The 12,242-nt window shown below is 63.1% G+C and carries 13 protein-coding genes; 6 read left to right on the top strand and 7 right to left on the bottom strand.

Annotated elements, in window-relative coordinates:
* The first annotated feature begins 201 nt into the window (after positions 1-201).
* Positions 202-753, top strand: coding sequence for a DNA starvation/stationary phase protection protein DpsA (gene dpsA / locus NMQ09_RS12390; protein WP_255190891.1), 552 nt, complete (start codon positions 202-204; stop codon positions 751-753).
* A 134-nt stretch (positions 754-887) separates the two neighbouring features.
* Here the strand turns inward: dpsA and NMQ09_RS12385 are convergent, their stop codons facing one another.
* Together NMQ09_RS12385 and NMQ09_RS12380 are read right to left on the bottom strand one after the other, a co-directional pair.
* Positions 888-1,172: a hypothetical protein gene (locus NMQ09_RS12385; protein ID WP_255190890.1), complete on the bottom strand. Its 285-nt coding sequence runs from the start codon at positions 1,170-1,172 to the stop codon at positions 888-890.
* Between the two features lie 79 nt (positions 1,173-1,251).
* Positions 1,252-1,578, bottom strand: coding sequence for a hypothetical protein (locus NMQ09_RS12380; RefSeq protein WP_255190889.1), 327 nt, complete (start codon positions 1,576-1,578; stop codon positions 1,252-1,254).
* Between the two features lie 247 nt (positions 1,579-1,825).
* Here NMQ09_RS12380 and NMQ09_RS12375 point away from each other — a divergent pair, with 247 nt between their 5' ends.
* Together NMQ09_RS12375 and NMQ09_RS12370 are read left to right on the top strand one after the other, a co-directional pair.
* Entirely contained in the window at positions 1,826-2,398 is a 573-nt protein-coding gene (locus NMQ09_RS12375) for a helix-turn-helix transcriptional regulator (protein ID WP_255190888.1), read from the top strand.
* A gap of 109 nt (positions 2,399-2,507) precedes the next feature.
* A complete protein-coding gene (locus NMQ09_RS12370; RefSeq protein ID WP_255190887.1) occupies positions 2,508-2,663 on the top strand; it encodes a hypothetical protein in 156 nt (51 codons plus the stop codon).
* Between the two features lie 299 nt (positions 2,664-2,962).
* Here the strand turns inward: NMQ09_RS12370 and moaA are convergent, their stop codons facing one another.
* On the bottom strand, positions 2,963-3,922 hold the full coding sequence (gene moaA, locus NMQ09_RS12365) for a GTP 3',8-cyclase MoaA (protein ID WP_255190886.1): 960 nt from the start codon (positions 3,920-3,922) through the stop codon (positions 2,963-2,965).
* Positions 3,923-4,199: 277 nt separating this feature from the next.
* On the opposite strand from moaA, the gene NMQ09_RS12360 reads away from it, so the two are divergent.
* Positions 4,200-4,880 carry a helix-turn-helix domain-containing protein gene (locus NMQ09_RS12360; protein WP_255190885.1) on the top strand — a complete coding sequence of 227 codons (681 nt, stop codon included), beginning with the start codon at positions 4,200-4,202 and terminating at the stop codon, positions 4,878-4,880.
* An 11-nt stretch (positions 4,881-4,891) separates the two neighbouring features.
* On the opposite strand, the gene NMQ09_RS12355 is transcribed toward NMQ09_RS12360, so the two are convergent.
* From NMQ09_RS12355 to NMQ09_RS12345, 3 genes are all read right to left on the bottom strand, one after another.
* Entirely contained in the window at positions 4,892-5,686 is a 795-nt protein-coding gene (locus NMQ09_RS12355) for a helix-turn-helix transcriptional regulator (RefSeq protein WP_255194590.1), read from the bottom strand.
* 534 nt (positions 5,687-6,220) lie between these two features.
* Complete coding sequence (locus tag NMQ09_RS12350) at positions 6,221-6,685, bottom strand: NYN domain-containing protein (RefSeq protein WP_255190884.1); 465 nt, start codon at positions 6,683-6,685, stop codon at positions 6,221-6,223.
* A gap of 95 nt (positions 6,686-6,780) precedes the next feature.
* On the bottom strand, positions 6,781-8,283 hold the full coding sequence (locus NMQ09_RS12345) for a DUF790 family protein (protein WP_255190883.1): 1,503 nt from the start codon (positions 8,281-8,283) through the stop codon (positions 6,781-6,783).
* Positions 8,284-8,473: 190 nt separating this feature from the next.
* Here NMQ09_RS12345 and NMQ09_RS12340 point away from each other — a divergent pair, with 190 nt between their 5' ends.
* Positions 8,474-9,361 carry a mechanosensitive ion channel family protein gene (locus tag NMQ09_RS12340; protein ID WP_255190882.1) on the top strand — a complete coding sequence of 296 codons (888 nt, stop codon included), beginning with the start codon at positions 8,474-8,476 and terminating at the stop codon, positions 9,359-9,361.
* A gap of 118 nt (positions 9,362-9,479) precedes the next feature.
* Here the strand turns inward: NMQ09_RS12340 and NMQ09_RS12335 are convergent, their stop codons facing one another.
* Entirely contained in the window at positions 9,480-10,889 is a 1,410-nt protein-coding gene (locus NMQ09_RS12335) for a DEAD/DEAH box helicase (RefSeq protein ID WP_255190881.1), read from the bottom strand.
* A gap of 116 nt (positions 10,890-11,005) precedes the next feature.
* Between NMQ09_RS12335 and NMQ09_RS12330 the strand changes: the two genes are divergently transcribed.
* Complete coding sequence (locus NMQ09_RS12330) at positions 11,006-12,076, top strand: nucleotide exchange factor GrpE (RefSeq protein ID WP_255190880.1); 1,071 nt, start codon at positions 11,006-11,008, stop codon at positions 12,074-12,076.
* Positions 12,077-12,242 lie beyond the last annotated feature (166 nt).

Below are 12,242 nucleotides of genomic sequence, written 5' to 3'. Positions count from 1 at the left end.
GGCAGCCCTACTGAAGAAATTTACTCACGAATGAAGTAACAGTTCCAGCTAAGTCAGTGTTCGCCGAGCCGACGAGTTACCGAGCGAATACGTCACCCAGCGGAAGTACTTCTTAATACTGAAAAAACAATTTTTGGTTCGGCAAAAAATGTTCTATGCCGGGTAACGTTTAAGGGAGTAGATCGTGTACGGACAGACGTGATGAGTACCCAGAAGACCGTCCGCCAGCAGGCAGGCACCGTCGAGGAGAACAGCCTCCGACTCGAGCGAGAAAAGGCCGAGCAGATCGTCGACGCGCTGAACACAGAGCTCGCGAACGCGTACGTCCTGTACCACCAGCTGAAAAAGCACCACTGGGTCGTCGAAGGTGCGGAGTTTCGCGATCTGCACCTCTTCACCGAGGAGGCCTACGAGCACGTCGAGGAGGGTGCGGACCTCATCGCCGAACGCGCCCAGGCGATCGGCGGCGTCCCCGTCTCGGGACCGACGAACCTCGAACGGCGGGCGACCGTCGAGTTCGAAGGTGAAGACGTCTACGACGTCCGCACGATGCTCGAGAACGACCTCGAAATGTACGGCGAAATGATCGAGTCGATGCGCGACAGCATCGAACTCGCCACGAACCTCGGCGATCACGCCACCTCCCAGATCCTGCGCGAGATCCTCGTCGACCTCGAGGAGGACGCCCACCACTTCGAACACTACCTCGAGGACGACACGCTGGTGCTCGAGGAGGCGACGCACAACCGATAACGTCGACTTCGCCGTCGGGTTCCGCTGCGGCGGCGAGAGAATCGCCGCGGCTCGCGTCGCTCACGACCGGGTCAGCGAGAATCTCGCGGTCGGCTGACTCGACGAGCAGGTGGCCGGCGTCTCCTGGTCCTGTGTCAAGCTGAACCGGGTCGAATTCGGTCGATCTGGTCGATTCGACTCTGTACTCGATGCGTCACGGCACTAGCAACCCCCCTTTCAGATCGGTTTGCTTCGACCTGGGTTTCGGTCTCGACGAGAGAAACGTTGTAATCGGTTGCTGTCTGGTTTGACGCCTCAGCGATCTGTGGATCGGTGGGCGCGTTCAACAGTACGGCTATCGACACACCGATCCCGATCAGTATCAGTATCAGCAACAGCTTCGATTCGGCCAGTCGATTCGATGATTCTCCCACACTCATTCAAATCTGAGTGTAGTTGCATTAAAAAGAGTTCGGTTGTGGTGAACCGACGTGGATTGGTTGAGTCCGTTACTCGGCCTCAAACTGTCCTGGTCGCAGCGACAGTCGCATCATCGTCGATATCAAGCGACATGTCGTACTCTGCAGCCGATTCGGGCGTCTCGGTATCGACGTCCTGCTCGTTTGCAGCCGTGACGCTCACGTCGTACTCTGCAGCCGATGCGGGCGTCTCGGTGTCGACGTCATATTCGTTCACAGCAGTGACGCTCACGTCGTACTCTGCAGCCGATGCGGGCGTCTCGGTGTCGACGTCCTGCTCGTTTGCAGTCGTGAGGCTCACGTCATACTCGTCCGCGTCTGCCGATTCGATCGTCGTATCCATCTCTGGACTTTCGTATGCTGCCATTGCGACGCCGGTTAACGCGAGTAACACGACGAGCGCAAGGGCCACTGGTTTACCATTCATAGCTATCTCTGCGGTCGATGATCTTCAGACAGATCTCGACGACCGCAGCGAATCGTTCTGTGAAACAGATTTTATTACTTTATTGTCAATAGTTACAGAACCGCGTTTCGCTGTTTCGAAACGGTTGGAAACGAGTTTCGAACGACGAAAATATAACTATATGTGCTGCCACTTCCCATCCGAATATATGTCCGTGCTGAACTTTCGCTCCGGCGACTTGCTGGCAGCAGTACTCTTGCTGACTTCTGCCATGTTGCTCACGTATCAACTACTCAATCCAGTACCGGTTATCGTTTCAGTAGAGGGGACGACGTTACAGGTCAACTCTATCGACTCCGTCGTGGTGCATTCGTACGCGAACATGGCGATTATTATCTCGGCTGCAATTAGCATCGGCGCGAGCGGAATGTATCTGTATCTCTCCGAGACGTCCCCCTCCAAAGCTATCGACGGTTCCGAAACGCGAGAGGACCACGTCTCCAGTGCTGTAGCTGCTGCGCCCACGGATCGTTCAGCTGATGAGTCTGGCACCAGTACACCACGGATAGCTCCCGATTCGTTCTCCGAAAACGAGCGAACAATATATCAACTCGTTCTCGAGCACGATGGACAACTCGAGCAGCGAAAAATCGTCGATCAAACTGATCTGTCGAAAGCAACCGTGAGTCGGACGCTCGATCGGTTGGAGATGAAAGGAGTACTCGAGCGAAGGCGGCGCGGTGTGGGCAACGTCGTCGTTCTTCGATCAGTGGTATCGTAACGAGCGGGTTTCGCGCCGACGACTACCCCTTTCCCTCGAGAGACGGGGTCGACGTCATCCGGGCGTCTGACTGAAGTTCAAGGGCGAGCGTGTTGGCGTCGGTGTTGTGATGTCGAAACTGACGTTCCCCGGTAGAGCGGACTCACCGACGCTGGACAACGCACGGGACATCGGCCGTATCCTCCTCTCTCTCGTGCTCGTTACGTTCACCACCTGGGTCGGGCTGCTCGTCTTCTTCGAGATCGTAACCACCGTTTTGCTGTGATCACTGATCATCCGTCTTTAGCTAATACTCAGAGTAATACCGAATAACACCGTTTTGGAGGTGGGTTTCGTCAGTATACGACCGCTGCGGGGCGAAAAAGCAGTCTCTGCATTATCTGTACTGTTGACTCTCAGCCGCATCAGCGGTTCAGCCGCTAGATTCGTTCGACTAATACCATTAAGCATAATTCTGCCACGGAGTATAACCAGCAGTCTTAGCTAAAGACGAATGGATCACTGATATGCGATAGTCGCTGTAGCACCCAGCAGTCAGCAGCAGCCGCTCGTTGGACGACAACCCTAGACGCCGATGTACTCCTCGTTGAACTCCCACTCGCCGTCGCCGTTTCTGATCATGTACTCGCCGTAGTAGGGGACGCGGTTCGCGACGACCTCGCGGAACGCCTCGCGGATCTCGGGTCTGGTCATCTCGCCCATCGGGCGGAGGTCGTCGTTTCGGTTCAGACAGCCTTTGAGGTAGCCCTGGTGGGTCACCCGGACGCGGTGGCAGTTCGCACAGAATGTCGGATTCTCGACGGGATCGACGATCTCGACCATCCCCCCGTCGACCCAGTAGCGCTTGCGGTCGTGCATCTCTCGGTGTTCGATCTCGTCGGCCTGCTCGGCGAGCCAGTCGTGGACGCGCTGGATGTCGATCGCCCACTCCGGCTTGCCCGTCAGCTCGGGCATGTACTCGATAAGCTGCAGCTGGAGGCCATCGTTCTCCGCGACGTGCTCAACCATCTCGGGGACGTACCCCGCCGTGTGCTCGAAGACCACCATGTTGAGTTTGACCGGGTCGAGCCCCGCCTCGAGCGCCGCGTCGACGCCCTCGAGCACCCGGTCGTACGCGCCGCTTTTCGTGATCTCGGCGAACGCCTCCGCGCCGAGGGCGTCCTGGGAGACGTTCACCCGCTCTAAGCCGGCCTCGACGAGCGCCTCCGCACGGCCGGGGAGAAAGGTCCCGTTCGTGGTCAGTGAGACCTCCATCGAGTTCGGCGTCCGTTCGATGATCTCCTCCAGGTCCTGGCGAAGCATCGGCTCGCCGCCGGTGAACTTCACCGCCTCGACGTCGAACTCTTCGGCGACCTCGAGAAAGCGAACGACGTCGTCGGTCCTCATCTCGTCGTCCTGAGGATCCATCGGTCCCCTCGTGTCCCCGAGCCCCTCGTTGTGACAGTAGACGCAATCGAAATTACAGCGATCAGTGAGCGAGACCCGAACCCCGGTCACCTCACGTCCGAAGTCGTCCGTGAGCATGGGAGAACGTTGAAGCCGAAACTAATTAAGCACGTGGGAAAATCCGGACCTCGATAACCGAATTCAGTTACTGTCGACAGATATGCTGGCCAGCACAACGGTCGAATCGAGCGGCCGCCGGCGACGGTGATAAACCGAGAGCGGTGGTCGAAGACACGACGGCTGTCACGTCACACCGGGACGACTGCCGGTTCGACTGACAGTCTCGTCCAGTCGCGAAACCACGGCGGAATACGGCGGCCCACGTTCTTTGTGGGCGGACGTAGTGAGCGTACCCATGAGTACCATCGCCGAACTCACACTTCCGGCCGAGGGGTTCGCCCTTCGACGGACGCTCGAGGCGGCCCCCGACGTCGAGGTCGAGGTCGAACGCGTCGTTGCCTACGAACCGGATCAGGTGATGCCTTACGTCTGGTTTTCGGGATCGGAGTCGGCGTTGACTGCCCTCGACGACGCGCTCGCGGAGGATCAGAGCGTCGAGAACGCCGAGTTGCTCACCGACCTCGATGACGAGCGACTCTACCGGATGCAGTGGGTCGCGGACGTCTCCGTGATCGTCCACGTCCTCACCGAAGAGATGGCGACGATCCTCGACGCCTCCGGTGAAAGACGACAGTGGCGGCTTCGGATCCTCTTTCCCGAGCGTGAGGCGCTCTCACGCACGTACGAGTTCGCGACCGACCAGGGGCTCTCGCTCTCGATCCAAAAAATTCACGAACTGGACGAGCAGCGAGGCGGGCGGTACGGACTGACCGATACCCAGCACGAGACGCTCGTGAAGGCACTCGAGGGCGGTTACTACGCCATCCCGCGCGAAGTCGACATGGAGTCGCTGTCGGACGACCTCGGGATCTCTCACCAGGCGCTCTCAGAACGGCTTCGTCGCGCCCACCGTGCGCTCGTCGAGGAGGCCGTCTCGATCGGGCCACAGGAGGAGTTCGAGACGGACGATCACTGACCGTACCCCGATCACCTCGCTGTGCGTTCGGTTGCGAGCGGCTGTGCCTCGTCGTGGTAGGTGCTGTACGTCGATTCTGCCCACGCTCGAGCCGCCGGTGCGGTGGTTTCGATCAAGACTCGTACCGTACCGCTGTCCTGATCGTAACAGCTGATAGCGACTCGGTCATCGAAGAGGCTGACACCGTATGGCGGAAGCTCGTCGTGGGTTACCACCGTGAGGTTACCACTCTCGAGCGGTTCGGAACAGTGCTCCGGGTACGTCTCGAGGATGTATCTGGCGACGGTCGGTGGATCGATGATCACCGTCCGCATCCCATCGACGATCTGCTGGCGAAGCACGTCCTTGCACGGCTCGAGCAGGGCGACGTCGGATCCGACGAACCGGAACTCGCTCGTTTCTCGAAGGAGCGTCGCGAATCGGTTCACGGGACGATACGGGTCGTCGGGTTCGGCGACCGTCAGAGTCGCATCGGTACACATCTCGATCGTGAACTCACGTTCGTCCTCAGGAAGCCAGTGCCAGACGTCACGAAGCGTTCGCTCGGTCTCCATCCGGTCGATCACGTCCTCCATCGCGGACGCGACGAAGGTTCCCAGCTGCGTCGCACCGTACTGATAGCCCTCCCTGCGAACCCAGTTTCGGCTCTCGAACTCGCGCAGCGTCCGCCGAATCGTCGACGAGGAGACGCCAGTTAGCTCCCCGAGCTCGGACCGACTCCGGGGACGAGCCGAGAGTGCGACGAGCGCCGTGATTCGGTGTTCAGACCGAACGAGGTACGCGACGTCGTCGATCGGCGACTTCATCATACTGCGTACATTGTCACGCACCCACATAGTGGTTGCACACGATCGTGGATCCGATGCCACGAGTGGGGAACCCCACGAGGGTAGCGAGGGCGTGGGTCAGAAATCGAGCGGCGCCTCAGCCTCGACCGGCGCCGGGTTACGTGCAGAGCAGGCGCAGAGCCTCGCCGTTCACGGTGGGGATACGCGCCGTCAAAAGATGACGCGAGCCATGTTAATTAAATAACCCAGAAGAGTAAGGATTGTCAAGCCGTATTCCGACGAAAATTGGAGTTGGCTTGGGGTCTCCACTATCAAAAAGCAACCCTGCGTCGGAACGGCTTGCTCACTCGGCGCAATCTGAGTTGGGTCGATGGCACGGCCCGTGGGGTGCAAGCGGATACACCGAAGGAAACCACGCCTCTTTCGAGGCCCGACGCACAAGCCCACAAACCACAGCCAGACCCCTTGTAGTCTGGTCAGGGTGCCTTCGGGGATGCGAGAACGACTCGCTGTCCCACGAAAGAATCCTCGCGCTTCAGCGCAGGGAGGATGTCAAGACTCGAGTGTGATCGACTCGTCGGCCGCGTTCCGGAGGGCGTCCGAGCGCCCGTGCTCGCCCGGAGCGATGGCGACCGTCTCGATGCCGTTTTTGCCCGCGTACTCGAGGACGGGTTTGAAGTCGGTGTCCCGCGAGGCGACCGCGAGGGTGTCGAGGATCCCCTCGGCGATCAGGGCGGTGGCGTCGACGGCCAGTTTGACGTCGACGTCGCCGCTCGTGATGACGACCTCGAAGCCGCGGGCCTCGGCGGCCTGGATCAGGCCGGGCGTGGCGTGTTCGTCGAGATAGAGGCGGATCACGCCCGTGCGTCCGAGGGCCGTCGCCGCTTCGCGCACGTCGTCGAGGTCGACGTCGAACTCGTCGCGGAGGACGTTCGGCCCGTCGACGAAGAGCCCGACCGTCGGCTCGGCGTCGGATTCGGAGTCAGAGTCGAGACGGGCGCGAACGCTATCGAACATGAGGGGTCGTAGTCAGGGGCCGGAAATAGGTGTGACGAAAGACGCGTTCGTCGGCGACGCTCACTCGCAGTCACCAGTTCGGTGGATCGTCGCGATCATCGCTCCCGAAGCGTCCCGCCGCCTAGCCCCTCCCACTCGACGCGGTAGCCGAGCGCGGAGAGGGCGGCGCTCGAGTCCGTTACCCCCACGTCCTCGAGGACGGCTTCGGCCTCCGACAGCGCCATTCCGGCCTCGAGGTCGTCGGCCAGCGTCTCGAGCGTCGACGGGCGGATCAGCGTCCGGCCCACGCGCTCGTGGTCGGGGAAGGACGTCTCGGCGAGGGCGTCCTCGCTCACGCCGTGGCGGGTCGCAAGGTCGGCGAGCGTGAGAACGTCCGCCTCGGGTCGGAGTTCGTCGGGCAGGGCGACCACACTCTCGGCGACCAGCTCCCGCTCGTACTCGCGAAGGACGTCGGCGACGTCTTTCACCCGGACCGAGCCGGTGTAGGGGATCGCCCGGTGGTCGAGCGCTGAAATCTGCTCGCCCACCCCGAGGGACTCGTCGACGGCCACGAGCATGTCGACGTCCTCGAGGCCCTCGAGCTGGCCGAGCTTCTTCTCGACGTACTCGGGCGTCCAGAAGCCCATGATTTCGAAGTAGATGCGGAAGGCGGCGTGCTCGTAATCGAACGCGAAATCCGGGATCATCACTCGCGTCCCCGTCGCGAGGGGTTCGGGCTCCCGGATCAGGTCCCACTCGAGATCGAGGCTCGTAAACCGGCCAGCGAAGTCGGCCTCGACCCCGCTGTCAAAGGAGACCTCGGCGACGGGGTCGGCGTCCGGGACGGACACCGGATCCTCGTGGGTGAGGGTGAGCGGTCGCTCGGTTCCCCGATCGTCGATCGTCGCCTCGAGTCGCCACTCGTCGGCTTTTGCGACTGTCCGCAGGAGACGGGCAAACCGGGTGCCGTACCGCCGGGTTGCCCGAAAGATCTGGGTGGGCCCGGTGACGATCACCTCGCGCCCGTCAGGCGTCTTCTCGATCTCGTACAGCAGCCGCAGTCGCTTGATCGCGGAGACGAGCGCCTTCGGATCGCTCGAGCGGACCCGAACTTCGGTGGCGTCGAACAGCGCCGTCTGGGCGAGCGAGAGGTTGTACTGGGCGAGCAGGTCGTCGGGGTCCCACCGGGAATCGATCGCGGTCAGCACCTGGCGCTCCTCGAGGTCGGCGTACAGCGAGTCGGCGACGTCGTCGGCCGAAACACCGAGGGACTCCCCGGCGCGCACGAGCGCCATCGCCCGCTCGTCCTCGGTCACGACGCCCACGGCCTCGGCCGCCTCGAACGCCGCCCTTCTGGCAACGGCGGGCTCGAGCGAAGCTTTCGTCTCGAACGTCGCGTCGCGCTCGAGCAGCGCCGCGAAGCCGCGGACGAGCTTGAAGTGGTCGGCCTCGCGCTCGAGGTCGGCGAGCGCGGCCTCGAGGACCTCGCGCCGTTCGCCGACGTGACCCTGGAACGTCCCGATGACGCGCGCAGCGAGCGGCCGGTGGCTTCGCTCGGCGAACTGCGGGTGGAAGCCGCCGCCGGCACGGGAGACGCGAAGCAGGTCTTTCGTCAGCATCTACTCCCTGGTGAGGGTGACGAGTTCAAAAGTCACCCGGACGTCGGCGTTCACCGCGACGCGTCCGCCGGCCGGATCGTCCCCGAACCTATCACCACAGGACAGGATCGATCGTGGACAGATCCGAGCCGCGTACAGTCAGTTCGGGGCGCGAAAAAGGACTTTTAGGAGGGGGGCCAGTAGTTACGTGATGCACAAATTACAAATAACGCCCGACGGGAACTGGCTCGCTCAGACGCTCGGCGGCTACGGGCCGGCACTCCTTGAAGCCGCCACTACGGTGGCGCTCTTTCTCGTCTCGTTCGCGATCATCTACTGGCTCGGCAAACGCGTCCTCGTGAGTCTCACCGGGCGCTCACTCGAGTCGCGCGGGTTCGCCGAGGGACTCGTGGGTCTCACGAAGAGCGTCGTCGGCATCGTCGTGCTGGTCGGCGCGCTCGCCCTCGCCGCGACCATCGCCGGATTCGGGACGATCCTCGTCGCGTTTTCGGCCCTCGCGGGCGCTCTCGTGCTCGCCGTGGGGTTCGCGTCTCAGGACCTGATCGCGAACTTCGTCGCCGGCGTCTTCATCGTCAAAGACGAGCCGTTCAGGGTGGGCGACACGGTCGAGTGGGACGGCAACGCCGGCGTCGTCCGCGAGATTCAGCTCCGCGTCACGAAACTCGACACGGTCGACAACGAACTCGTGACCGTGCCGAACGCCGAACTGGCCAACTCGGCGCTCGTCAACCCGAACGGAAACGAACAGCTCAGAGTGAGCTACGACTTCGGTATCGGCTACGACGTCGACATCGCCCACGCCAGGGACGTAATCACCGACGAGGCGAAGCGGGTCGTGGGCGCGCTTCCCGACCCCGCGCCGGAGGTCGCGGTGGCCGACCTCGGCGACTCCGCGGTCGTCCTCTCCGGGCGCCTCTGGATCGATCCCGAAGCGCAGAGTCCGGCCGGTGTTCAGGCGACGTTCATCGAGGCCGTCAAGAACCGCTTCGACGCCGAAGGGATCGACATGCCCTACCCCCACTCCGAACTCACGGGCGAACTCGCCGTCACCGAGCAGGCCGACGTGCGCGTCGCCTGAGGCGGCACGCTCTGTCATCCCGAATCGTTCGACCGTCTTCGAGGCGGTGACGAACCTCGAGGCGATGTTCGAGTCGGGCGACACATACACCGCCTAGACCGCCAGCGTCGCGTCAGTGTTAGCGCCGACGGTCGGCGACGCGCTCCTCGGCGGTGTCGCCGCTGACGACCTCGTACAGCAGGGCGCGCCCGCCGTCGTCCTTGGGCCGGAGGATCCGCCCGAGGCGCTGGGTGAACTCCCGTTCGCTGCCGCTGCCCGAGAGGACGACCGCGACGTTCGCGTCGGGGACGTCCACTCCCTCGTCGAGGACGTTCGAGGTGACGACGCGCGAGTACGTCCCCTCGCGAAACCGCTCGAGAATCTCTCGACGTTCACTCGCGCCCGTCTGGTGGGTCAGCGCGGGGAGCAGGAAGCGCTCGGCGACGCCGTAGGCGAGGTCGTTGTACGCCGTGAAGACGATGACCCGATCTTCGCGGTGGTCTTCGAGGATGTCCTCGAGGGCGTCGAGTTTGGCCTCGCTGCCGAAGACGATCTCACGAGCGCGCTGTTTGGCGAGCAGGGCCTCTCGAGCGCGCGGATCCGAGCCCGACCGCATGACGAGCTTCTGGTAGTCAGAACCGCTTCGAAGCTGGACGTTCGACCGGGCGAGGTAGTCGGTGAAGACCTTCTGGTGGCGGTCGTACTCGTCGCGCTCGGCCGGCGTCAGCGCCACCTCGAGTCGCTTGAGGTCGTAGTCGGCGAGGTGGTCGCCGGCGAGTTCGTCGACGTCGACCCGGTGACAGCAGGGGCCGACGAGCGCCTCGATCACTTCGTGGGCACCGTCGGGCCGTTCGAACGTGGCAGTGAGCCCCATCCGTGCGGGTGCGGCGAGCAGGCGGGCAATCTCGCGGTAGCCCTCGCCGCCGAGGTGGTGGGCCTCGTCGAAGACGACGAAGCCGAACCGGTCGCCCACCGAATCAGCCTTGAGGTACGCCGAGTCGTACGTCGAGACCGTGAGCGCCTCGAGGCGCTGTTCACCGCCACCGAACCGGCCGACTGGGATCGAAAACTCACGCTCGAGTTCTCGTTGCCATTGCTCGAGCAGGTCGATGGTGGGGACGACGACGAGCGTCGGGACTGAGAGGCGTTCGATGGCCTTCAGCGCGACGACGGTCTTTCCGCTGCCGGTGGGGAGTTCGAGCACGCCCGCGGGGGCGCACGCCACCGGCAGCGGCGGTGTGTGATCGTCGAGCCCGCCCCAGCGGTCGGTCTCGAGCCAGTCTTCGAGGGCGTCGCGCTGGTAGGTGCGAAGCTCGTACGCCGAGTGCAGCGCGGGGAGAGCCTCGAGGTCGAGGACGGCGTCGTCGAGCGGCCGGCCGGTCGCCTCGAGGAGCTGTCGAAGCTCGGCGTAGCGAAAGGCCGGCGCTCGAACGACGTCGGTTCGGCTATCGTACTCGAGCCACGGCGCGTCGGTGGCGATCGATTGGGGAACCTCGTCGCCGTCGACGCGGATCGTCCCGTCCTCGGAGGCGAGCTCGATGGGGTCCACGACGGGTGCTTCGAGGTGGGACGTACATAGGCGCTCCGGGAGAGTCGGATCGGGCGGGGGGAGACCTGCGAAGGCGGACCTCAATCCTTTTAGTACCGCTGTTCTTTGACTGAGACATGAGCGAAGACGAGGGTACGAACCCGGCTACCCAGGATGTTCCGTCCGGGGAGCAGTCCAGCGGCGACGACGCCGAGGACGACCCTTCGACAGCCGACACCGGACGTGAGTCGACCGACGAAACGAGCACGTCCGAGCACGAACCCGCCGACCAGGTGCCCCAGACGAGCGACGACGTCAGGCGACTCCTGGATCGACTCACCGAACTCGACGACGAACTCGCCCACGAGGTCAACGCGATCGTCGAGACCGCCCGCGAGCGCAACCAGACGGTCGAGGAACAGCGCGCGGAACTCGAGGACCTCACGGAGCGACTCGACGAACAGTCAGAGACGATCGACCGCCTCCAGGAACGATACTCGGAACTCGAGGCCGAACTCGAGCAACGGGAGGCCGAACTCGAGCGACGCGACGAGCGAATCGACGAACTCGAGGGAGCGTACGCGCGGACGCAGGCTGACTTCCAGAACTACAAGAAGCGGGCGAAAAAGCGCCAGGAGCAGCTCAAAGCGCGTGCGACGGAGGATCTCGTCGTGCGCCTCGTCGGCGTCCGCGACAACCTGAATCGGGCGCTCGAAGAGGAGAGTGACGACGTGGCGGCGCTTCGTGAGGGCGTCGAGATGACGCTCCGCGAGTTCGATCGCGTCCTCGACGACGAGAACGTCGAAGAGATCGCTCCCGAACCGGGGACCGAAGTCGATCCCCAGCGCCACGAAGTGATGGTGACCGTCGACAGCGCGCTGCCGGAGGGGTCGATCGACGACGTGTTCGCCCCCGGCTACGAGATGGGCGGGAAAGTCATCCGGAGCGCCCAGGTGACGGTGAGCAACGGCGAACTCGCGGACGACCGTGACGACGCGACGGACGACGAGCCCGCGGCCGACGCGGCGGTAGGAGAGTCCGGCCACGAGTCTGACGCCGACGCCGACGATCCCGACGAGGAGGCCGATGGCGACGACGAAGCGATCGAACTCGATGGCGAGATCGTAGCCGACGGGGACGTCGATTCGAAAGCGGAAGATTCGGACGACGAGTCGAACCAGGCCGAGAACGCCGCTCGAGACGACTGATAGGGACAATTGGAGTTACCACCGATCGTCGGGCTCGCCGCTGGAGATCGGCGGTAGATCGTTCCAACAGTCCCGATGACTGATTCGACGATTTTCGACGACCGATCTGGCTGAGCGGACGCTCCCTGGCTCGGGGATGTGAATTTAATTCGCACCCGCGACTCGT

It is taken from the genome of Natronobeatus ordinarius, from assembly GCF_024362485.1.
GTDB classification, from domain to species: domain Archaea; phylum Halobacteriota; class Halobacteria; order Halobacteriales; family Natrialbaceae; genus Natronobeatus; species Natronobeatus ordinarius.
The sequence above is the reverse complement of the archived record's forward strand: the minus strand, read 5'-3'. Positions and strand labels throughout refer to the sequence as shown.